This is a genomic window from Paenarthrobacter sp. TA1.8, from assembly GCF_048595705.1.
GTDB lineage: Bacteria > Actinomycetota > Actinomycetes > Actinomycetales > Micrococcaceae > Arthrobacter > Arthrobacter nitroguajacolicus.
In genome coordinates this window covers 3,590,038-3,612,078 of record NZ_CP184287.1, presented here as the reverse complement: position 1 = coordinate 3,612,078, position 22,041 = coordinate 3,590,038, and the positions used below count along the sequence as shown (strand labels likewise).

Here is a 22,041-nt window from a genome sequence, read left to right as displayed (position 1 = left end):
ATGTGTGCGGGCATTTTCATAGGGAGAGCCGGCTAAAGAAAACGCTGTACAGACTGCTGGGATAGCAGCCAAGAGATGCAGCGGGAAGTCCTGCCATGGGATTGCGATAGCGCCGGACTTCTTGCGAAAGCAGGGCACCTTTTCCTGTTTCTCGCGACGAGTAATGCGGCCAGCCCAACCGGGCCGCGCCGACTGCCCTATGGATGAGGAATTTCCCCCTATGACCGAAAATCTCAACGAAAACTTCGACGCCAACACTGCTGAGTCCGCTGATGTAGCAGAGACCTCCGCACCCGCCGAAGCTGAAGCACCGGCTGCTGCCGCTGCCCCCGTCGAGACCGCTGCAGCCGAGACTGCAGCCCCCACCTTCACTGAAGCTCCTGCCCCCAAGGCAGAAGAAGAGGAAGAAGAAGGCGTCCGCTTCGTCGATCTTGGCATCGACGGTCGCGTTCTGGCCGCCCTGCAGGACGTCGGCTACGAGAAGCCGTCACCCATCCAGGCAGCCACCATCCCGCTGCTCCTCGAAGGCCGCGACGTAGTTGGCCTCGCTCAGACCGGTACCGGCAAGACCGCAGCTTTCGCTGTTCCTGCCCTGTCCCGCCTGGCCGAACTTCATGACCTCAACGGCCCGTCCCGCAAGACCCAGGCCCTGGTCCTGGCTCCGACGCGTGAACTGGCTCTCCAGGTTGCCGAGGCTTTCACCTCCTACGCCAAGCACATTGATGATTTCACCGTGCTCCCGGTTTACGGTGGCTCGGCTTACGGTCCCCAGCTCGCAGGCCTTCGCCGAGGCGCACAGGTTGTTGTAGGTACCCCCGGCCGCGTGATCGACCACATCGCCAAGGGTTCCCTGGACCTTTCGGAACTCCAGTACCTGGTACTGGACGAAGCTGACGAAATGCTGCGCATGGGCTTTGCCGATGACGTAGAGCAGATCTTCCAGCAGACTCCGGAAACCCGCCAGGTTGCGCTGTTCTCTGCCACCATGCCGGGCCAGATCCGCCGCATGTCCAAGCAGTACCTGAACAACCCGGCCGAGATCTCGGTGAAGTCCAAGACCACCACCGGCGCCAACACCAAGCAGCGCTACCTTCAGGTCATGGGCCCGCACAAGCTGGACGCCCTGACCCGCATCCTCGAGGTTGAAGAATTCGACGGCGTTATCGCCTTCGTGCGCACCAAGATGGCTACCGAGGACCTGGCTGACAAGCTCAAGGCCCGCGGTTTCCAGGCTGCCGCCATCAACGGCGACATCCCGCAGCAGCAGCGCGAACGCACTGTGGACGCGCTGAAGGAAGGCCGCATCGACATCCTGGTTGCTACCGACGTCGCGGCCCGTGGCCTTGACGTTGAGCGCATCAGCCACGTGATCAACTACGACATCCCCCACGACACCGAGTCCTACGTGCACCGCATTGGCCGTACGGGCCGTGCAGGCCGTTCCGGCGATGCCATCCTGTTCATGACGCCGCGTGAAAAGTACCTGCTGCGTTCCATCGAAAAGGCCACGCGTCAGCCGGTGGAGCAGATGCACCTGCCTACCGCCGAGACCGTCAACACCCTTCGCCTGGGCAAGTTCGCCGAGCGCATCACCGAGACCCTCGAGTCCGAGGATGTTGCAGCGTTCCGCGACCTCATCTCCTCCTACGAAGAAGAGCACAACGTTCCGGCGTCGGAAATCGCTGCAGCCCTGGCCGTCATGGCCCAGGGTGGACAGCCGCTGCTGGTCAAGGAACTGCCTGCCGCTCCTGAGTACCAGAAGCGCGAGCGCTCCAAGGACGGCTTCGGCTCACGTGGCCCGACCCGTGCACTGACCGAGGGCAACGCCACCTACCGGATCTCCGTGGGACGCCGCCAGCGCGTCATGCCGGGTTCGATCGTTGGCGCCATTGCCAACGAAGGCGGCATCTCCTCTGCACAGATCGGCGGCATCGACATCCGCTCGGACCACTCCCTGGTGGAGCTCCCGGCAGACCTGAGCCCCGAGCAGCTGCGCGCACTGTCCCGCACCCGCATCGGTGGCGAACTGATCAACCTCGAGCTGGATAACGGCCGCAGGCCCAGCGGCGACCGTGGCAGCTACCAAGGTGGCGGCTCCGGTGGACGTGGTGGCTATGGCGACCGCGAAAACCGTGGTGGCGGAAACTTCAAGGGTGCCGGTGGCTTCAAGAAGGACTTCCGCAAGTCCGACGGCGAGCGTACCTCCGCTGACCGTGGCGGCCGCTCCTACAGCGACCGTTCCGAGCGCACCGCAGGCAGCTACGGCGACCGCGATCGCGGCCAGGCCAGCGGTTCACGCTTCGGCGGTCACGGTGACGGCGCCCGCAAGCCCCGCACCGGTGGAGAAGGCGCAAACCGCGACTTCAACCGCAAGGGCAAGTGGTAAACGCTCTCTTGGTGATCATCACTGAGTAGTTCCCGTGAGGGGGTCGGCTTTCGAGCCGGCCCCCTCACGCGTTTAACGCTTCACTCCGGTTCTTGTTCGCTGTGCACGCCCTTGTGCGGCTCGGATTTCGAACAGGACCGGGTTCCATGGGGCCGGGCTCGGCCGTACGATCGAGGCACGGCTGAACGCAAGCAGAAATCAGGAGGGTGCTCCATGGGATTGCTGGACAACGTGAAGAAGAACCTGGGCTTCGGCGGCAAGGACGCTGGTGAAAGCGACGCAGCTCGGGTAGGCCAGGGTGCGGCGAACCCGGTGCCAGTAGACCAGAGTGCGGCGAGCCAGGCAGCAGAGGATGCTGCCGCCGTCGAGGTTTCCGCCACGGACAAGGCCGCTGCGGAGGCTGCTGCCGTGCAGGCAACCCAGCAGCAGGCGGCTGCGGACGCCGCAGCAGCGCAGGAGGCCGAGCAGGAGGGCTTGGAACCCGAGGCCCCGGAAGTCCAGCTGCGGGCGCAGGAGGCCGCCTCAGAGGCCGCCGCAGGGACCGGTCAGCCGGGTCCGGTGGCGCCGCGGGTCACGGAGGTCGTGGTGGAGCAGGGGGACACCATGGACGGAATCGCTGCGCAGTACGGCGTGGACCTTGGAGCCCTCATCGCCACCAACGCAGATACGGTGCCCAATCCGGACAGGATCTACCCTGGGCAGGTGCTCCGGCTGCCCTGATTCGATCCGCCCAAAGCGCCCACGGTGATTGCCAGCGGCGCGAAAAATGGATCAGGAAATCCGCGTCTTCGCAAATTGTGTCGGCGCCGGTTTTCCGCGTTTTTTCGCCGATTTGTAGCTTCCGAAAACGTCCGGTAGAGTATTTACTCGTTGCCCCCCTAGCTCAGTGGTAGAGCGCGTTCTTGGTAAGAACGAGGTCACCGGATCGATTCCGGTGGGGGGCTCTGGATGAGGGCCTGTGTCAAGGCGGTTTTGACCGGCTTGACACAGGTTTTTCTCATTCGTGGCGGTGTAGCTCAGTTGGTTAGAGCGCACGACTCATAATCGTGAGGTCGGGAGATCGAGCCTCCCCACCGCTACAGAGCAAGACCCCGCAGCATTCGCCTGCGGGGTCTTTTTTCGTTCTGTGGGACAGAATGGGTCCATGAGCCGAATCGCAATCATTGGCGGCCACGGGAAAGTGGCCCTGCATCTGTCTCGCATTCTGAGTGGCGAAGGTCACGACGTCACGTCCATCATCCGAAATCCCGATCATGTGGCAGATGTCACGGAGACCGGTGCAACTGCTGAGGTGCTGGACGTGGAAAATTCGACGACGGCGGAACTCGCCCAGGCGTTCAAGGGCCACGACGCCGTGGTCTGGTCGGCCGGGGCCGGCGGAGGCAATCCTGCCAGGACCTACGCCGTTGATCGTGACGCAGCCATCCGCTCGATGGACGCGGCGGCCGAAGCCGGCGTCAAGCGATATGTGATGGTGTCCTACATCGGAGCCTCCACGGATCATGGCGTCCCGGAAGACCACCCGTTCTTCGCCTATGCCGAGGCCAAAGCGGCGGCAGACGACTACCTGCGCAGCACTGACCTCGACTGGACTGTCCTGGGCCCGGGAACTTTGACGGACGAACCTGCCACCGGTCTGATCGAAACGGATCCAGCCAACCCCGGCAATGGCACGGAGACTTCCAGGGCCAATGTTGCCTTGGTGGCAGCGGCCGTCCTGGAACTCCCGGGGACCATCCGCCGGACCATCGCGTTCAAGGATGGTACCGACGATGTTGTAGACGCCCTCACGGAGGACTGACTCAGCGCTGCCTGTTCCGCCGGGATATGTTGGTAGGGAACTTTTTCGGCTTGGCCTGGGGAAGTGCCGTACAACCGCTGGGGAAGCAGGAAAATGGATCAGTTGGCGCTCATTGTCGGGTTGCTGCTTGCAACGGTGGTGGCAGTGGGCCTGGGGGATAGGCTCCGGCTTCCCTACCCTGTCCTGATGCTGCTTCTGGCCGTTGCCCTCACCTTCATTCCGGGCTTTCCCGAGTTTGAGATCTCGCCTGAACTGATACTGCCCATCTTCCTTCCGCCCTTGCTTTTCGCAACAGCGCAGAAGAGTTCCTGGGCTGTTTTCCGTGTCCGTTGGCGGACACTTCTGCTGATGGCTGTGGCCCTGGTGGTCGTGTCCACAGCAGTGGTGGCTGGCGCTGCGTGGCTCATGATTCCGGGCATCGGCATCCCGGCTGCCATCGCCTTGGGTGCCATGGTGGCCCCGCCGGACCCCGTTGCCGTGGAGTCCGTGGCCGGCCGAGTGCACATGCCGCGCCGGCTCATCACGGTCCTTCAGAGCGAAGGACTCTTCAATGACGCCGCGGCAATCGTGATCTTCCAGGCAGCGGTGGCAGCAACAATGTCGGGCAAGGAAGTAGGCCCGGAAGTTATTCCCCAGTTCGTCATTGGCGCAGCGCTGGCTGTTCTGATTGGCATCGCGATGGGATGGCTGACCAAGTTCATCACCAAGCTGGTCACCTCCATGGTTGCCCGCAGCGCCGTGACCTTGGTGGTTCCTTTTGCCGCCTACATCCTCGCGGAAGAGCTCCACGCCTCAGGTGTGGTGGCCGTCGTCGTTACCGCCTTGGAACTGCAGCGTCATACGCGGCCGCAGGACGCTGCAGAGCGGATCACGCGCACCGCCTTCTGGGACGTGGTGGAGCTGCTGGCCACAGGGCTGGCCTTTGGGCTGGTGGGGCTGGAGATCCGTCATGTCATCCGGGATGAAGGCACCGCCATTTTCGGGATGATCGGTATGGCCGTGGTGATCTGCATCCTGGTGTTCGTGGTGCGTTTCCTCTGGCTTGGCCTCCTCGCCCTCACCGCACGTAAACGCAGAAACCTGTTGCAACCAACGTCGCCCAAGGAAGTGCTGATCCTGACCTGGTGCGGCATGCGCGGCCTGGCCACACTGGCCCTCGCTTTGGCCCTCCCCATGACCTTGCCGGATGGCAGCGACTTCCCGGCCCGTCACGAGATCCTGGTGATTGCCTGCGCGGTGCTCCTGGCCACTTTGGTTCTCCCCGGCCTGACTCTGCCGTGGCTCATGCGCGTCCTGGATGCGACGGAGGACGGATCACATGAGCAGGACGCAGCAAAGGTCCTTGCCAAGCGGGCCCAGTCGGCGGCGGTGGCTGCTTTGAAAGACCATGACCTCATGAAGGAACTTCCTGCCGAGAAGGTGACCCTGGTCAAGGAAAAGATGCGCCGCCTCCATGCCGAGCTGTTGGATGGCACGCTGCAGAACGAATCCGTTGCTGAGAAGCGCAAGCGTGGACGGGAACTGTCCATCGCAGTGCAGACCATCGCCCTCGATGCCGCCCGCCAGGAAGTGGTGGCAGCCCGCAACGAGCCAGGCACCGACCCGGAAGTGGCTGACAGGGTCCTCCGGCAACTTGACCTGCGGACGATGTCAATGCCGGACTAGGGCCGATGTTGGACCAGGTCAGCCCGCGGCAACCTGCTTTGACAGTGAAGCCGGGTAGAGATCCAGTGCATTCTCTTCTACGTAGTCCAACGCGTGGCGGATCGCGCCGAGGGACACAATGCCATCTCCCAAAGCTGATGTTGCCAGGCGTGGGGGAGTGAAGGTGAAGTCGGGCACCTGCTTTTCCATGGCTGGGATCAAGGTCTGGGCAGAGGCCGCGACGGCTCCGGCGATAACCACCAGCTCGGGATTGACCAACGTACTGATGGAGCCAATCACCCGGGCCATGCGGTGCGCCATACGGTCCATGACCTTGCGCGCTGCGTGGTCGCCTTCCTTTGCCGCCCTGAAAACCATCTCTGCCGTCAGGGCTTCGGGATCACCACCGCACAGTGCCCGCAGGTTGGTTTGCGCGCCGGAATCGAGGGCTTCCCGGCCCCATAGGGTTGCGTAGTGGGCAATGCCGTAGGTGTCGCCCACACCGTCCACGTTGTCCAGGTATCCCAGCTCGCCAAAACCACCAACCTGCCCGTGGAGCAAGCGGCCGGATTCGAGGATTCCGGACCCCAATCGGTCGCCGGCGAGCATGACTACCAGGTTGTCGACTCCCTGTGCGCTGCCCTGCCAGCGTTCCGCGAGGGCTGCGAGGTTGGCGTCGTTTTCCAAAAGTACGTGCCAACCGTGGCGCTCGGATACGATCTTGCGGACATCGAACGATTTCCAGAATTCCTGTGCCCTGAGGACCTCGCCCGCGCGGCTGACCGGCGCGGCCACGCCAACAGACACGGCTAGGACAGAGTCGGCAAATACTCCCGCCTTCTCCAAGGCCTCTGCCGCTATGCTGTCCAGCACGTCTGCGCGTTCATTGGCCGGAACGTTGTAGGCACGGAAAGGCATCGTGACCTGGGACAAGGGCGTACCGGCCATGTCGGCCACAATCGCTGTGATCTTGTTGGCACCTATGTCAATGCCGATCACGCTGGCCGCACTGTCATCAAATGCGAAGCGCCGCGCAGGCCTGCCCTTGACGTAGTCACCGGCTCCTCGCTGGTTCTCCAATTCCTGAAGCCAGCCGAGCCGGACCAGTTCGTCGCAGATCGAAATGACGGTGGCCCGTGAGAGTCCCGTGGCGGCCATCAGCTCGGTGCCGGTGACGATGCCGGCACCGCGCATGGCTTTGAGCATGGCGCTGGCATTGACCCTGCGTACCAGTTGCGTTGACGGTGCGGTCCCGGCCTGCATTCGGAGCTCCCACTTCTCAGCCGCCCTATCGGAGTGATAGAGCGGTCTCTCTAAATTTAGTACATAAATTTAGATGACGACGCATTTCGGCAAACTCTTGACCCTGTGGCGGGCATCACTCACCATAGTTAGCGATAGGGCATAAATTTAGCTCCTATCTAAACTTCGGGTGGCGATGCGCATGGTCCGCCGCACGATGGAGATGCGGCCACTGAGGTCCGCAAGACGAAAGGGCTACGGTGTCTGTGAAATCGACACGCAGGAAACGCTTTGCAGCAATGGGCCTGGGCTTGGCACTGCTCGCCGGCCTACTCTCCGGCTGCGCCGGAGACCCAGGGGATTCGGACAAGGAGACAATCCGCTTCACGTTCAGCAAACGGGAAGCCATCGGCTTCATGACCAAACTTGTTGCCGACTACAACGCGTCCCAGGACGAAACCGAGGTGGTACTCGACACTTCCGGCGTCGACGTCGTGTCTGCGAGTTTCGTTCGCGGCAATCCGCCGGACATCGCCCTTGCCAACTACAACATGGAGACGTCCCGATTCGTCCAGCGCGGAGCGTTGAGCGACTTGTCAGGGACGGAGGCGGCATCCCGCATCCGCGAGGACCTCCGGCCGCTCATGGAACAGTACGGTTCGTATCCCGGACGTACCAGTGCCCTGCCGTATTCGGTCATGGCGTCCTCCGTGATCTACAACAAGGAAATCTTCGCTGCCAACAACCTTGCCGTGCCCACCACCTGGAGCGAATTGATCGCGGCGTGCGAAACGCTGAAAGCTGCTGGAGTAACGCCGTTTTATGCCACTTGGAAGGATGACTGGACTATCGCCCAGGGGTGGTTTGACTACTCGGTAGGCGGGCAGGTGGACACCCTTGACTTCTTCAAGAAGCTTGAAGCTGAAGGCGTGGACGTCGGGCCGGAGTCTTCGGTGTCATTCCAAAAGGATTTTGACCAGCCCGTCCAGAAGATGTTGACGCTGGCAAAGAGCTACGTAAACAAGGACGCTGCAAGCCGGGCGTACGGCGACGGCAACCTGGCGTTCTCGCAGGGCAAGGCTGCTATGTATTTGCAAGGCCCGTGGGCCTTCAGCGAGATCGCCAAGACCGCCCCCGACCTGAAGCTCGGAACCTTTCCGCTGCCGATGACTGAGGACCCCGAGGACTTGCGTGTCCGCGTCAATGTGGACCTCGCGGCCTGGATTCCGGAGGCGTCCAAGCACAAGGACGCTGCCCGAGGCTTCCTCGAGTATTTGTACCGGCCCGAGGTGATTGATGCCTACAACAAATCGCAGCTGGGTTTCACGCCCACCAAGGAGACCGCAAACGTCCCGGACCCCCGGATTGAGGGAATGGTGGAGTACTACGACAACGGCAAGGTCTATCAGGGTCCCTCGGTGCTCGTTCCCCGCACCATCCCCATCATGAACTACACGCAGGCAATCGTGTTCGGCGCACCCCCTGCATCCACCCTCCGCACCCTCGACGCAGATTGGGCGCGCCTGGCGTTCCGCCAGTAGTGCAGACCATAGGGAGTCAGCTACATGTCCACCATCACCACCCCATCCACGTCCAAGCAAGGTCTTCAAAAGCAGGGTCACCCGGCCCCACGCAGCAGGCGGCGCGTTGAACCGATCTTCTACCTTTTCCTGGTCCCCAGCCTCATCCTGTTCACGCTGGCCATCACGATTCCCGGCATCATGGGCATTTTCTTCAGTTTCACGAACTCCATTGGAATCGGTGACTGGGAGTTCATCGGCCTCACCAACTACATCGCGATCTTCAGCGACCCGGCGATCCTGCAGAGTTACCTCTTCACTTTCGGGTTCTCCATCGTCACCGTGATCGCGGTCAACGTGGTCGCTTTCCTCCTTGCCGTCGGGCTCACGTCGCGCATCCGGATGAAGTCGGCGCTCCGGACCATCTTTGTCATCCCCATGGTGGTTTCCGGCATCATCATCGCCTATGTCTTCAACTTCCTGTTTTCGAACTCCCTGCCGTCGCTTGGAGCTGCGACAGGGATTCCTTGGCTGGAAAGCAGTCTGCTCGCCAACCCGGACCTGGCATGGATTGCGATCGTGATGGTTACGGCCTGGCAGGCCGTTCCCGGCGCACTGCTCATCTATATTGCAGGCCTTGTGGCCGTCCCTGGAGATGTCTATGAGGCCGCCGATATCGACGGCGCGAGCAAATTCCAGCAGCTTCTGAAGATCACGCTTCCGCTGGTGGCCGGTTACGTGGTCATCAACATCATTCTCGGGTTCAAGGGCTTCCTCAATGCCTACGACATCATCGTCGGGCTGACGAACGGAGGCCCGGGAACCTCCACCAGGAGCATCGCGATGACTGTCATTTCCGGCTTCAACGGCGGCGATTACGCCTATCAGATGGCCAACGCAACGATCTTCTTCGTGGTCGCCATCCTCATCTCTCTTGTACAGCTCTCGCTGACTCGCGGACGGAATGCACTGTAATGACCAACCAACTGATGACCAAAAAAACCAGCTCCAAAGTTGAACGCGTCAACTGGCCGGCAACCACCGTCCTGGTTCTTTGTGCAGTGACTGTGCTTCTTCCCCTGTATGTCACGGTCTCCATGGCTTTCAAGACCCAGGGACAGGCGGTGGACGGCAATGCCTTCTCCTTCCCCGCACCCTTTAGCCTCGAGGGCTTCGTCCAGGCCTGGACCCTGACGAACTTCCCGGTGGGAGCCGCGATGTCGCTGCTGGTGACAGCGGGGACCGTCTTTGCCACGATCATCCTGGCCGCCTTCGCCTCCTACGCGATCGTGCGCAACTGGGAACGGCGGCTTTTCAGGTATTCGTTCTTCTATCTTCTGGGCGCAATGTTCATTCCCTTCCCCGTGGTTGCGCTGCCGCAGATTCAGCTCACGGGCCGGCTCGGCCTGGACAACCCGTTCGGCGTGATCCTGCTGGCCACCATGTTCCAACTGAGCTTCAGCGTCCTGCTCTTCACCGCGTTCCTCCGGTCGATCCCGATGGAACTGGAAGAGAGCGCCAGGATAGATGGCGCAACCACGTGGCAGACCTTCTGGAAACTGATTTTCCCGTTGCTGGCGCCAATGAGTGCCACCGTGGGGATCTTCGCGTTCCTTTATGCATGGAACGACTTCATGATGCCGTCGCTGATTATTTCCGATCCGGCAATGCAGACGCTGCCCGTGCGGCAGAACCTTTTCCAAACGCAGTTCAGCAACAACTATCACGTGTCCTTCGCGTCCTACCTGATGGCGATGGCACCGGCCATTATTGCCTACCTCTTTACGCAGCGCTGGGTCATGGCCGGCGTGACACAAGGTGCCGTAAAGGGCTAGCCGTTGTTGACCTTCCCGGACCGGGCATTCCATACTGGTCCGGAAGATAAATTTAGATTCTAAATCAAAGGAGTTTCGTGAGCACTTCCGCCACTCAGGCACACCGTACCGACGTCCACCGCATGTCTGATCCGAACTGGTGGCGCCAAGCGGCCGTCTACCAGATCTACCCGCGCAGCTTCTACGATGCCAACGGTGACGGCCTCGGAGACATCAAGGGCATCACGGCCAAAGTTCCGTACCTGAAGGAGCTGGGGATCGACGCCGTCTGGCTGAGCCCGTTCTATCCGTCGGCGCTCGCGGACGGCGGCTATGACGTGGACGACTACCGCAACGTGGACCCGAAGTTGGGGACCCTTGAGGACTTCGACGAAATGGCAGCAGCCCTGCACGCCGCAGGCATCAAGATCGTGGTGGACATCGTTCCCAACCACTCCTCCGACCGCCACGAGTGGTTCAAGGAAGCGCTGGCATCACCCAAGGGTTCTGCGGCTCGCGACCGCTACATCTTCCGCGACGGCCGGGGCGAAAACGGCGAGTTGCCGCCGTCGGACTGGGACTCCGTCTTCGGCGGACCTATCTGGGACCGCATCACCGAACCCGACGGCACGCCGGGACAGTGGTACCTGCACATTTTTGCCAAGGAGCAGCCGGACTTCAACTGGGAGAACCCGGAGATCCGGGAGGACTTCCTCAAGACACTGCGCTTCTGGTCCGACCGTGGCGTGGACGGCTTCCGCATCGACGTGGCCCACGGCATGGCCAAGGATCTTTCCGAGCCGCTGCCCATGAAGGCCGATTTGGAAGCCAAAGCCCACGGCACCGATGGTTTCACAGATGGTTCGCACCCCTTCTGGGACCGCGACGAAGTCCACGAGGTCTACGCCGAGTGGCGGAAGCTCTTCAACGAGTACAACCCGCCCCGCACCGCCGTTGCCGAGGCTTGGGTGCACGAGTCACGCCGCGCCCGCTACGCCAGCCCGGAAGGACTGGGCCAGGCGTTCAACTTCGACCTCCTGCAGTCCGATTTCGACGCCGGGTCGTTCAAGAAGATCATCACCGACAACCTTGTAGCGGCCAAGGAATCGGGAGCATCCTCCACATGGGTCTTCTCCAACCACGACGTCGTCCGCCACGCCACCCGTTACGGCCTGCCTAAGGGCGGTTCCGTAGCGCAGGGAACCAACGCTGCGCAGGACATCACCGGCGGCAAGCCCAAGGGCCAGGACGGCAAGGGGTGGCTGCTGGCCGGCGCGCCGGCGGAAGAGCTCGACGTCGAACTTGGCTTGCGTCGTGCACGCGCCGCGACGCTCTTGCTGCTTGCGCTCCCTGGTTCTGCCTACCTCTACCAGGGTGAAGAGCTTGGGCTGCGTGAAGTCTCGGAAATTCCTGACTCTGAACGCCAGGACCCGTCCTTCTTCCGGAACCCCGGCGTCGAGATTGGCCGTGACGGTTGCCGTGTGCCGCTGCCGTGGACCGCAGAAGGTGCTTCCTTCGGTTTCGGTGCGGGCAAAGCACACCTCCCGCAGCCGGAGTGGTTCAAGGACTACGCAGTCTCCAGGCAGGAGGGCGTGGAAGGTTCCACCCTTGAGCTCTACCGCAAGGCACTGGGCTTGCGCAGCGAACTCCAAACCGATGAGGAACTCGAGTGGGTGGAAACCGGCAACCAGGATGTGCTGCACTTCAGCCGCCCCGGAGGCTGGCACACAGTGACCAACTTCGGCAGCGAGCCTGTGGAGCTTCCGGAAGGTGACATCGTGGTGACAAGCGGTCCGTTGGAGGACGGTCAACTGCCGTCCGACACCACTGCCTGGGTTGTCCGCAAAGCCTAAGGGCCGCGGTGATACTGAAAGCATGACTGTTGCGAACGGGCGGGGACGCCTCATTTACGGTTGCATGGGACTCGGCGGCCCTTGGGACGGCACGTCCTACGGGGCTTCGGAGATCGATCAGGCAGCCGCGGTGATTGAAGCTGCGCAAGGGATTGGCATTGAGCTTTTCGACCATGCGGATATCTATCGCAGCGGAAAGTCCGAGGCCGTCTTTGGTGAAGTCCTTGCCCGTTCGCAGGGTCTGCGCGACAAAATCCAGCTTCAGACCAAATGCGGGATCAGGCTGGGGGAGCGCGGACTGGAGACGCATTACGACCTCAGCCGTGACGCCATCCTTGAACGGGTCCATGAAAGCCTGAAGCGGCTCCAAACGGACTACGTGGACGTACTGCTCCTGCACCGGCCCGATCCGTTGATGGACCCGCGCGAGGTGGCGGACGCCGTCGGACAGCTCATGGCGGAAGGCAAGGTGCGGCAGTTGGGTGTGTCCAACATGTCCGGCGCTCAGATCGCCTTCCTGCAGGACAGGATGGAGGCGCCCATCGTGGCGAACCAGCTGGAAATGAGCCTCCTTCGCCGGGGCTGGCTGGAGAGTACCGTGCTGGTCAACCATGCGGACAGTCTGGAATACAGCTTTCCGCACGGGACTCTTGAGCACTGCATGGCCAAGGGAATTGAACTGCAGGCATACGGGTCGTTGGCCCAGGGGCGCTATACAGGTGCGCCGTCCGCGGATCATTCGCCGGCCGAGTCGGCTACCGCGGATATGCTCGAAAAATTGGCGGGGGAGAAAAGCACCACGCCGGAGTCAGTACTGCTGGGTTGGCTCATGAAGCACCCGGCCAGGATCTCGCCGGTAGTGGGAACCACCAACCCTGCCCGGATCGCTGCCTGCGCCGATGCCGCCTCCGTGGCTGCCGGCGTGACCCGTGCCGAGTGGTACGGACTGTGGGTGGCAGCGCGGGGAAACAACATCCCCTAACCCCGGTTTTAACCCAACTGAGTCGCAGTTGTGCGCGTTATGACGACTCAAAACGCGCTTAACTGCGACTCAGTTGGGTCACAACAGCAACACATACTACGAGGCGCGGCTGATCGGAGCGACCACGGAGTACGTGCTCGAGTCACCCTGGATGGCCTGGCTGGGTTTGCCATCGATGCTGACGGGAATGTCGCCCGCAATGGTCACGCGGTTGAGCTTGCGGGGCTGGCCGTCGTAGTTGTCCGGTGCGTAGTGCTGCGTGATGCGGTTATCGAACAGGACCACCTGGTTGGGCTCCCAGTTCACCCGGACCACGTTCTCCGGACGCGTCACGTAGGCCTGCAGCAGGCGGATGATGTCCTTGGATTCGGTGTTGGACAGGCCCACGATCCTGAGCCGTTGCGCGAAGCCCCCAATAAACAATCCGCGCTCGCCGGTCAAAGGGTGGACCCGCACCACAGGGTGGGCGGTTTCGAACTTCAGCCGGGTGAATTCCTTGCGTCGTTCTTCCGCGTTGGAGTGCTCAAGGTTCTTGGGCACCGAGTAGTCGTAGTCGTTGGTGTGGATGGCCCACAGGGTGTCCGCGAAGTTCCGCAACTCCTCCGGAAGGTCCTGGTATGCCCCGGCCGAGGACGCGATCAGGGTCTCGCCACCGTAGGCGGGGAGATCGATGCTGCGCAGTGTGGAGGCCTGCGGCGGGTTGACCACGAAAGTGACGTCCGTGTGCCAATTGTTGGCCGAGCCATTCTCGCTGTCCACGGGCAGGACATTCTCTTCGCCGTCCACCGAAGCGACCGTCGGGTGCGCCTTGGTGAGCGGGCCGAAGTGGCTGGCGAACTTCACCTGGGCTTCGTCCGTGAGAACGTTGGCCTCGCGGAAAACAAGTGCCTTGTGCTCGTTCAGGGCTGCCCGGATCTGCGCAATAGTTTCTTCACCCAGGTCGCCGCTGATGTCCAGGCCACGGATTTCGGCGCCGATACGGGAGCCGAGTTTGGCGAACTCGAGTTTGGTTTCGGTAATGACGGTCATGACGTGTTCCTTACTTGTTGAGATGGATCTTGTTGTGAGGGTTGCGGCAGATGCCGCGGGGTGGGTCAGGAAGCGGCAGAGCCAACAGCGGTCCGCCAGCGGGAGAAGTGCTTTTCAAGGGCAACCAGCAGGAAGTTCACGCCGAGTCCCAGCAAGGACACTGTGAGGATGCCCGCGTACATATCCGGGATGAGGAAGCTGCTCTGCGCATTCACGATCAAGTAACCCAGCCCAGCCTTGGCTCCCACCATTTCAGCGGCAATCAGCACCAGGATGGAGGCGGTGCCGGCCATGCGAATGCCCGTGAAGATCGTTGGTACGGCCGACGGGAGAATGACCTTCTGGAAGAGCCTGAAGCTGTTGAGCCCCAAGGAGCGGGCGGCCCTGATCAGGAGCGGGTCCACGGTCTTCACACCGGCAATGGTGTTGAGGAGAACCGGGAAGAAGGCCGCGTACGCCACGATGCTGATCTTGGATTCTTCTCCGGTGCCCAGCAGCAGCGTGAACACGGGAAGAAGAGCCAGCGCCGCTGTGTTGCGGAAAAGCTCCAACAACGGGTTCAGCACCGAGTTCAGGCGTCCGTACCAAGCGATGAGCAAGCCCAGCGAGACACCCGCCACCAGGGCTGCGCCGAAGCCGGCCACGGACCGGGTGAGACTGGCCGCGATATGGCCTTGGATGGTGCCTGCTTCGAAGAGCTTGCCCCAGGCCAGCAGCACTTCGTGCAGCGGCGGGAGGAACACCCGGGTGGACGGGCTCGCCAAATAGGTAGGTCCAAGCTCCCACAGTGCCAGGAAAGCCAGGACCGCTGCGGACTTCCACAGACCCGACCCCACGGCTCCGGCGACGCGTCGCGCTATGCCGGGTGCCGGCGTCGTACGCTCTTCAGTTGCCACCTGAGTAACGGAACGTTCGACGGCGGCACTTGGGTCAGTCGCGGTACCCGCCTTGAGCGCTGTGGCGGCAGTTTCGGCTTGAGTGAGTGTGGTGGTCATCAGGCGGCGCTCCTTTCGGTGATGGTTGCCGGTTCGTCCGGTGCGCTGCCGTCCGGCAGGATCTTGCGGTGCCCGGCGTCCTGGGCACGGCGGACTTCGTCGTGCAGAAGAGTCCACACCTGGTGGCGGTGCTCCACGAAGGCGTGGTTGGAACGGATGTCCTCGTCGCCGTCGCGGTCCGGGATGTTGATGTCCACGATTTCCTTGAGCCGGCCGGGGCGGGCGCTCAGCACAGCAACGCGTTCGCCGAGGTACACAGCTTCATCGATGCCGTGCGTGATGAAGACGATGGTCTTGCCGGTGGCCTTCCAGATCCTGAGGAGCTCATCCTGAAGCTGCTCGCGGGTCTGGGCGTCCAAGGCTGCGAACGGCTCGTCCATCAGCAGCACATCCGGCTCGTAGGCCAGGCTTCGGGCGATGGCAACACGCTGTTTCATACCGCCGGAGAGTTCGTGAGGGTAGCGGTCCTCGAAGCCCGCGAGCCCCACCAGAGCCAGGTATTCGCTGGCTTTCGCGGCGCGTTCGCGGCGATTCAGCTTCTTGCCATCCGGACCCACACCTTCGAGCCCGATGGAGACGTTGGCCGATGCCGTCCGCCACGGGAACAACGCATACTGCTGGAACACCACGGCGCGGTCCTTGCCCGGCCCTGTGACGGCTTTGCCATCCACCAGGACTTCACCGGAAGTCGGGGTGGAGAGCCCGGCCAGGAGGTCCAGGAGCGTGGTCTTGCCCGAGCCGCTGGGCCCTACCAGGGTGAGGAACTCGCCGTCGCGGACGTCCAGGCTCAAAGAATCTATGGCGGTGAGGCGGGTGGCGCTTGTGGTTTTGGTGGCCCGGACCGTGAATTCCTTGGTGACGTTCCGGAGGCTGATTTTGGCGGTCATGGCTGTCCCTTCGGTGCAGCGAGCTCGTTGAACTCGTTCGTGTAGTACTTGGACGGCGTGAGCTTGTCCTTGACGATTCCCGACGAGTTCAGCCAGGCCTCCCAGCGGGTGAAGTCCTCATCCTTGACCACACCGTTTTCCGGAACGCCGGGGCTCTTCCAGAACTTCAGGTTGGCTGTGCTCTCATTGCGGCCACGGCTCTCGATGATCTTGGTGTAGCGGGCAATGACCTCATCGCGGGGCGTTTCAGTGGCCCACTTGAGTGCTTTTGCGATGGCCGTGGTGAAGGTCCGGGTAGTGGTGGGGTTCTTCTCGATGAAGTCGTTGCGGAGCACAATCTGGCCGCCGGCGAACGTGCCGAACAGCTCGTAGTCGTTGAACAGGGACCTCAACCCACCGGCCTCGATGGTCCGGTCCTGCAGGACGCCACCCAAGGTTCCCACGTCCACTTGTCCGCGGCGGATGGCTTCTTCGGTGTCATTCGGCGCGAGGGGTACCAGTTGGACTTGCTTGATCTCGTCCTGGCTGAGCCCGTTCTTGGTCAGGTACGTGTTGATGACGGCCTCATGGTGGGCGCCGAGTGTGTTGACGGCGATCTTCTTGCCGATCAGGTCCCGCGGTTCCTTGATGGCGCTGTCCGCTTTCACGTAGTAGCCGCTGAAGTTCTTCTCGTCGGCGCCGTAGTAGTTGATGACGCCTTTCACGGGCGCCCCGGCTTCGATGAGTTTGGTGACGGCGCCGGTGAACGCGCCACCAAAATCGGTCTGGTTTGTGGCCGCTGACTGGATGTCCTGGGGGCCGCTGGTGGTGTTTCCCACCCACTTCAGCTTGACGTCACCCAGGTATCCAAGGTCTTCCGCCAATTCCGGGAAGGTGACCTGATTGGCCCAGCCCTGGTACCGGAGTTCCGTGATTTCGTTGCCGGTTTGAGCGCCTTGCCCGGCTTCGGCTGCACCGCCGCAGCCGGACACCGTCAGCGCTAGTACGACGGCGGCCGCGACGCTCAGCAGGGGCAGATGCAGTTTCATGGGAGCTACTTTCGATGGTTTGTGATCTGTTGGGTGGCCGGCTTAGGCAAGTGCTTGGGAGCCTTGCAACGGCTTGGGAACGATGTAAACCCATCCCGACGCCGACTGGGAAGTGCGGCGGTAACTCCCGGAAACCCTGCGAAACAGCCCGAAATGGAACGAAATCCGGGGCCATTCCCGGCAACCCTGGGACACAAAGACGCCGCGTTGAGCCCTGTGAACAACAGCGACAGGTGGGCCGGATATGACTGGCGCGTCCCGCCGTCGGGCGTTCATACTGCGGGACCCCACAGTCATATGGGGTTTAGTTCGTATTGATCCTCACAACCGGGCGGAATTCTTCGCTGTGCGGGGTGCCGGACGGATACGGTAGATACATGACGTCTAGCATCGCCGCCGAATCAGTTCGGCCTACCCGCAATATTCCCGCCGACATTGCCCGTTCATGGCTCCTTGTGAATGCCATGAAGACGGAGCTTTTTGACGAATCCGCGGGTTCACGGGCAGACGCCATCATCCTTGACATCGAAGACGCCGTTGATCCTTCCCAGAAGGACATTGCCCGCGAGAACGTGGTCAACTGGCTGACCTCCGGCGGCAAGGCGTGGGTCCGCATCAATGACGCCACCAGCCCATTCTGGGCCGACGACCTTGCTGGATTGCGTGGCACCCCGGGCCTGCTCGGCGTCATGCTCGCCAAGACCGAGTCCGCTGACCAGGTCACAGAGTCCTACCACCGCATGGACGGCAAGACTCCCGTAGTCGCACTGGTTGAGTCCGCCCTCGGCATCGAGGAAGCAAACCACATCGCCCGTGCACAGGGTGCTTTCCGGCTTGCCTTCGGTTCCGGCGACTTCCGCCGCGACACCGGCATGGCGGCCACCCCGGAGGCCATGGCCTACCCGCGCGCAAAGCTCGTCGTTGCCAGCCGCGTTGGTAACCTGCCGGGCCCCATCGACGGCCCCACCGTCGGCACCAACCACCCCATCCTGCGTGAGCAGACGGGCATCACCGTGACCATGGGCATGACCGGCAAGCTCTGCCTGGCCATCGACCAGACCACCGTGATCAACGAGGTCATCAGCCCCACGCCTTCGGACGTCGCCTGGGCCACGGACTTCATGAACGACTTCGAGGCCAACGGCCGCGTCATCCGCGATGGTTCCGACCTCCCGCGCCTGGGCCGTGCTGAGAAGATCATGAAGCTCGCAGTGGCCTTCGGAGTCCAGCCTTCCCTGTAAGCATGCTTGTCCACGGGGTCGCTTGGGACACTTCGTCCCCTTCGCTGCGAATGTTCACGCCGGACGCGGAGTTCAGTGACGTTGCGTTGGTCCAGGGTTCAGCCCTGGGCCTTCGCGTAATCCCCGGATTGTGGTGCCTTGGCCACACCAAAGTCCACGGCCCCGGGGATCGGACGCATGTCCCGTGCCGCAGCGGTTCTCCAGCCGAGCGTGGGAAGCAATGCGGAGCCTGCTTCGCGCGGGACGACTCCCGGCTGATGCACGACTTCCACCGCGGCACGTCCGTTCCCACCGGCCTCCGTGCCTACCTAATGCAACCGCACTGGCTTTATGTGGCGACGTTCGCCAACGGTGCCAGCAAAGTGGGTACGGCCTCTGCTCCGCGCAAGTGGAACCGGCTCGCCGAACAGGGCGCTGTCCACGCTGCCTATGTGGCGCACACCGAGGACGGCCGCGTCGTTCGTGTTCTCGAGGACTTGGTGACGCGCGAGCTTGGCCTCGTCCAGCAAGTCCGCTCCGCTTCCAAGGCAGCGGGCCTCGTGGAGCCGCGTGCCGGCGTCGAGCTTTTGACGCTGAACCGTCAGCACGCTGGCCGGGTGCGCGAGCTTCTAGGTGGTTTGGCGATGACCGGCTATTCCGTTGTGGAGGAAGAGTGGGAGCGGCCCGCCTTTGCGGAGCGGCTCTGTGTTCCTGCTGCCGAAGGGGTCCGTCGCCACGCCTACCCGGCAACGTTCGACGGCGGCGGGCACGGTTTGCGGATCCGCTCCCTGTCGGGGGCGATCGCCTTGGCGGGCCTCCCGGATGCTTCGGGTAACGAGGTAGAGGGCAGTTTTGTGGCGGACCTGGGTGCTTTGAAGGGCCGCAAGATCGAGTTCGGCCCGCACACCACGGAAATCCCGGCGCTGCAGGACTCCTTGTTCTAATGCGCTGTGGGCCTCGCATCGCCCCCCTTTGCGTTGTGAGGCCCGCTTTGCGGGGTATTTCGGGGTTTTAGGGTGCAGAGCAGGCCTCGCAACGCACCCCCCCCTTTTCGTTGTGAGGCCCGCTATGCAGGGTATTTCGGGGTTTTGGGGTGCAGAGTAGGCCTCGCAACGCACCCCGTAGACTTGGACGGTGCTGGAACAATTTTGGGCTACGGCCTCTACGTCTTACAAAGTGCTGGTTTTCAGCGCCATGGGGCTGATCGCCGTCGGGCTCATCCTGTCCATTGTGGGGAATACCTCCGGCAACCAAGGTCTGGCCATTGCTTCGTTGCCCGTCATTGGCGTTGGCCTGGTGCTCCACGTCGCCGGACTGGTGGTTCGGGGCCAGAAGATCCGCAAGAGCTACAAGAAGTAACCTCTTCACCCAAGCAACGCGCTGCGTCCGGGCTCCCGGGGCCGATAGGGTTGGAGCATGAGTATCAATCCGGACTTGCAGGGCCGAAGCTACCCTGCCGCAGAGGTATATGACGTCGGCCGTGAAAAGATCCGCGAGTTCGCAAAGGCTGTAAAAGCCAGCAACCCGGCGCATTTTGATGTTGAGGCAGCCAAGGCCCTGGGCCACAGCGACCTCGTAGCCCCGCCGACTTTCGCCATCATCGTCGCCCAGCGGGCTGACGCCCAGTTGGTCCAGGACCCGGAGTCGGGCATCGACTTTTCCCGTGTGGTCCACGCCGACCAGCGTTTCACGCACCACCGAGCCATCGTTGCCGGCGACCGCCTTGTTGCCGAATTGCATGTTGACGGCGTCCGGGCCATGGGCGGGGGAGCGATGATCACCACCCGCTCCGAGATTTCCACCGAAGCCGGCGAAAAGGTCGCCACCACAACCTCGTCCATCCTGGTCCGCGGAGAGGGACAGTAACCATGAGCCCAACATTCGAAGAACTGACGGTCGGACAGGAAATCGGCACCCGCAGCATTGACGTCACCCGTCAGGACCTGGTCAAGTACGCCGGAGCATCGGGCGACTTCAACCCCATCCACTGGAACGAATCGTTCGCAACCTCCGTGGAACTGCCGGGTGTCATCGCGCACGGCATGTTCACCATGGGTGCCGCAGTGCAGTTGGTGAGCGACTGGGCAGTCGACCCCGCCGCCGTCGTTGATTACCAGACCCGCTTCACCAAGCCCGTCCTCGTCACCGACACCACCGGGACCGATGAGGCCGGTGCTGTCATCGACGTCACTGGCGTGGTGGGAGCGCTCGACGCCGATGCCCGCACGGCGCGCATTGATCTCACCGTCGTTGCGGGCGGACAGAAGGTCCTCATGAAGTCGCAGGCGGTTGTGAAGGTCTCTTGAACCAACCGAACACCACTCAACGGCGCGCTACTTCGACTGACATGTCGCGGTGGCGCGCCGCTGTTCTTGCTTCATATGGGGCCAGCGGTATCGCGTTCGCCACCTGGGTTTCCCGCCTCCCTGCCATCCGCGACGGGCTGAATCTCACGCCGGGCGGCATTGGACTCTTGCTCATGTGCATGACGGTGGCCTCGTTCATTTCGATCTCCGCCTCGGGGCTTATTGTGCTGCGGATCGGTCCCAAGCTGACCACGAGGAGCGGCAGCAGCATGGTGGGTGCGGGCCTTGTCATCGTGGGTGTGGGCACCTCTATTGCAGCCAATCCACTGGTGGTGGCCGCAGGCTTGGTAGTCCTGGGTCTGGGTACGGTCAGTTGGAACACTGCGTCCAATGTGGAAGGGGCCTCGCTTGAACGCGAATTGCAACGGCACATCATGCCGCACTTGCACGGCGCTTTCAGCCTCGGAACCGTCGCCGCTGCGGGGTTCGGTGCCTGGGCCGCTGCCATCCATATGCCGGTGTTCTGGCATTTCCTGATCTCGGGTGTGGTTGTAGCGTCATCCGTGGTTACCGCAACCTTCTGGTTCCGTGCGGAAAAGACCGCTGCAGCCACGCACACGTACCGCGCCGAAGAAACCGATACTTTCCAGGATCCGTCCACGGGCCCGCTGCCCATCATCTCCGGAGACGCGGCCGGCCCTCAGACGGACGCCGGCAAAGCCGCCGCTCCACTGGATAACAAGCGGCTCGTGGCCCTTGCCTGGCGTGACCGAAGGACTTTGCTGATCGGCGTCCTGGTCCTCGGCTTGGCGTTAGCCGAAGGAGCCGCGGGGGACTGGGTGGCACTGGCACTCGCTGACGGTTACGGGCAGACCGATGCCGCTGGGGCTGTCGGTTATGGGCTCTTCGTCACCTTCATGACCATCGGGCGTTTCACTGGCACTGTCATCCTGGATCGATTTGGACGTGTAGTGGTGATGCGCTGGTGCTCGGCCACCGCCGTCGTGGGCCTTGCGCTGTTTGTTTTTGCTCCGGTTCCATGGCTCGCGTTTGTAGCCTTGGCGGTGTGGGGCCTTGGTGCCTCACTCGGATTCCCCGTGGGGATGTCTGCCGCTGCCGACGATCCTGTGCACGCGGCGGCCCGCGTGTCAGTGGTGTCCACCATTGGTTACGGCGCTTTCTTGTGCGGACCTCCGCTCCTGGGGCTGTTGGCCGAACATTTCGGCATCCTGCATTCGCTGCTGGCACCCTTGGTACTGCTGGTGGTCAGCTTCTTCCTGGCACCATTGGCCGGTCAACAGAAGGCGAAGTCAGCGCACGCCAGCTAAGCCCGT

General features: G+C 62.4%; 20 protein-coding genes and 2 tRNA genes. 17 read left to right on the top strand and 5 right to left on the bottom strand.

The window, feature by feature from the left end; genetic code table 11:
* Window positions 1-220: 220 nt before the first annotated feature.
* The 6 genes from ACNAOT_RS16850 to ACNAOT_RS16825 all read left to right on the top strand — a co-directional run bounded on the left by ACNAOT_RS16850 (window position 221) and on the right by ACNAOT_RS16825 (window position 5,852).
* Window positions 221-2,386, top strand: coding sequence for a DEAD/DEAH box helicase (locus ACNAOT_RS16850; RefSeq protein WP_420178652.1), 2,166 nt, complete (start codon window positions 221-223; stop codon window positions 2,384-2,386).
* A gap of 213 nt (window positions 2,387-2,599) precedes the next feature.
* Window positions 2,600-3,106: a LysM peptidoglycan-binding domain-containing protein gene (locus ACNAOT_RS16845; RefSeq protein ID WP_420178651.1), complete on the top strand. Its 507-nt coding sequence runs from the start codon at window positions 2,600-2,602 to the stop codon at window positions 3,104-3,106.
* A gap of 152 nt (window positions 3,107-3,258) precedes the next feature.
* Window positions 3,259-3,330 (top strand) — tRNA-Thr (locus tag ACNAOT_RS16840).
* Window positions 3,331-3,391: 61 nt separating this feature from the next.
* Window positions 3,392-3,465 (top strand) — tRNA-Met (locus ACNAOT_RS16835).
* Window positions 3,466-3,530: 65 nt separating this feature from the next.
* Window positions 3,531-4,187, top strand: coding sequence for an NAD(P)-binding oxidoreductase (locus tag ACNAOT_RS16830; RefSeq protein ID WP_420178650.1), 657 nt, complete (start codon window positions 3,531-3,533; stop codon window positions 4,185-4,187).
* 93 nt (window positions 4,188-4,280) lie between these two features.
* Entirely contained in the window at window positions 4,281-5,852 is a 1,572-nt protein-coding gene (locus tag ACNAOT_RS16825) for a Na+/H+ antiporter (RefSeq protein ID WP_420178649.1), read from the top strand.
* 18 nt (window positions 5,853-5,870) lie between these two features.
* On the opposite strand, the gene ACNAOT_RS16820 is transcribed toward ACNAOT_RS16825, so the two are convergent.
* Window positions 5,871-7,094, bottom strand: a complete 1,224-nt coding sequence (locus tag ACNAOT_RS16820; protein WP_420178648.1) for an ROK family protein — start codon at window positions 7,092-7,094, stop codon at window positions 5,871-5,873.
* A 239-nt stretch (window positions 7,095-7,333) separates the two neighbouring features.
* Between ACNAOT_RS16820 and ACNAOT_RS16815 the strand changes: the two genes are divergently transcribed.
* From ACNAOT_RS16815 to ACNAOT_RS16795, 5 genes are all read left to right on the top strand, one after another.
* On the top strand, window positions 7,334-8,614 hold the full coding sequence (locus ACNAOT_RS16815; RefSeq protein ID WP_420178647.1) for an ABC transporter substrate-binding protein: 1,281 nt from the start codon (window positions 7,334-7,336) through the stop codon (window positions 8,612-8,614).
* A 24-nt stretch (window positions 8,615-8,638) separates the two neighbouring features.
* Complete coding sequence (locus ACNAOT_RS16810; RefSeq protein WP_420178646.1) at window positions 8,639-9,568, top strand: carbohydrate ABC transporter permease; 930 nt, start codon at window positions 8,639-8,641, stop codon at window positions 9,566-9,568.
* 14 nt (window positions 9,569-9,582) lie between these two features.
* Complete coding sequence (locus ACNAOT_RS16805; protein WP_420178645.1) at window positions 9,583-10,428, top strand: carbohydrate ABC transporter permease; 846 nt, start codon at window positions 9,583-9,585, stop codon at window positions 10,426-10,428.
* A gap of 77 nt (window positions 10,429-10,505) precedes the next feature.
* Entirely contained in the window at window positions 10,506-12,260 is a 1,755-nt protein-coding gene (locus tag ACNAOT_RS16800) for a glycoside hydrolase family 13 protein (RefSeq protein ID WP_420178644.1), read from the top strand.
* 22 nt (window positions 12,261-12,282) lie between these two features.
* Window positions 12,283-13,242 carry an aldo/keto reductase gene (locus ACNAOT_RS16795; RefSeq protein ID WP_420178643.1) on the top strand — a complete coding sequence of 320 codons (960 nt, stop codon included), beginning with the start codon at window positions 12,283-12,285 and terminating at the stop codon, window positions 13,240-13,242.
* Between the two features lie 96 nt (window positions 13,243-13,338).
* Here ACNAOT_RS16795 and ACNAOT_RS16790 read toward each other — a convergent pair whose 3' ends face one another.
* The 4 genes from ACNAOT_RS16790 to ACNAOT_RS16775 all read right to left on the bottom strand — a co-directional run bounded on the left by ACNAOT_RS16790 (window position 13,339) and on the right by ACNAOT_RS16775 (window position 17,181).
* On the bottom strand, window positions 13,339-14,271 hold the full coding sequence (locus ACNAOT_RS16790) for a TauD/TfdA dioxygenase family protein (protein ID WP_420178642.1): 933 nt from the start codon (window positions 14,269-14,271) through the stop codon (window positions 13,339-13,341).
* Between the two features lie 65 nt (window positions 14,272-14,336).
* Complete coding sequence (locus tag ACNAOT_RS16785) at window positions 14,337-15,266, bottom strand: ABC transporter permease (RefSeq protein ID WP_420178641.1); 930 nt, start codon at window positions 15,264-15,266, stop codon at window positions 14,337-14,339.
* On the bottom strand, window positions 15,266-16,153 hold the full coding sequence (locus ACNAOT_RS16780) for an ABC transporter ATP-binding protein (RefSeq protein WP_364306886.1): 888 nt from the start codon (window positions 16,151-16,153) through the stop codon (window positions 15,266-15,268). Before ACNAOT_RS16780 ends, ACNAOT_RS16785 begins: the two co-directional genes overlap by 1 nt.
* Window positions 16,150-17,181: an ABC transporter substrate-binding protein gene (locus ACNAOT_RS16775; protein ID WP_420178640.1), complete on the bottom strand. Its 1,032-nt coding sequence runs from the start codon at window positions 17,179-17,181 to the stop codon at window positions 16,150-16,152. Before ACNAOT_RS16775 ends, ACNAOT_RS16780 begins: the two co-directional genes overlap by 4 nt.
* Before the next feature lie 377 nt (window positions 17,182-17,558).
* Here ACNAOT_RS16775 and ACNAOT_RS16770 point away from each other — a divergent pair, with 377 nt between their 5' ends.
* The 6 genes from ACNAOT_RS16770 to ACNAOT_RS16745 all read left to right on the top strand — a co-directional run bounded on the left by ACNAOT_RS16770 (window position 17,559) and on the right by ACNAOT_RS16745 (window position 22,035).
* Window positions 17,559-18,422, top strand: a complete 864-nt coding sequence (locus ACNAOT_RS16770; protein WP_091469072.1) for an HpcH/HpaI aldolase/citrate lyase family protein — start codon at window positions 17,559-17,561, stop codon at window positions 18,420-18,422.
* A 2-nt stretch (window positions 18,423-18,424) separates the two neighbouring features.
* Entirely contained in the window at window positions 18,425-19,345 is a 921-nt protein-coding gene (locus tag ACNAOT_RS16765; protein ID WP_420178639.1) for a DUF2797 domain-containing protein, read from the top strand.
* A 190-nt stretch (window positions 19,346-19,535) separates the two neighbouring features.
* On the top strand, window positions 19,536-19,760 hold the full coding sequence (locus ACNAOT_RS16760; protein ID WP_054809088.1) for a DUF3188 domain-containing protein: 225 nt from the start codon (window positions 19,536-19,538) through the stop codon (window positions 19,758-19,760).
* Between the two features lie 57 nt (window positions 19,761-19,817).
* Window positions 19,818-20,267 (top strand): FAS1-like dehydratase domain-containing protein, encoded by a 450-nt coding sequence (locus ACNAOT_RS16755; RefSeq protein ID WP_024817634.1) that lies wholly within the window; start codon window positions 19,818-19,820, stop codon window positions 20,265-20,267.
* 2 nt (window positions 20,268-20,269) lie between these two features.
* Window positions 20,270-20,707, top strand: coding sequence for a MaoC family dehydratase (locus tag ACNAOT_RS16750; RefSeq protein ID WP_091469068.1), 438 nt, complete (start codon window positions 20,270-20,272; stop codon window positions 20,705-20,707).
* 41 nt (window positions 20,708-20,748) lie between these two features.
* Window positions 20,749-22,035 (top strand): MFS transporter, encoded by a 1,287-nt coding sequence (locus ACNAOT_RS16745; RefSeq protein ID WP_420178638.1) that lies wholly within the window; start codon window positions 20,749-20,751, stop codon window positions 22,033-22,035.
* The last annotated feature ends 6 nt before the right edge of the window (window positions 22,036-22,041 follow it).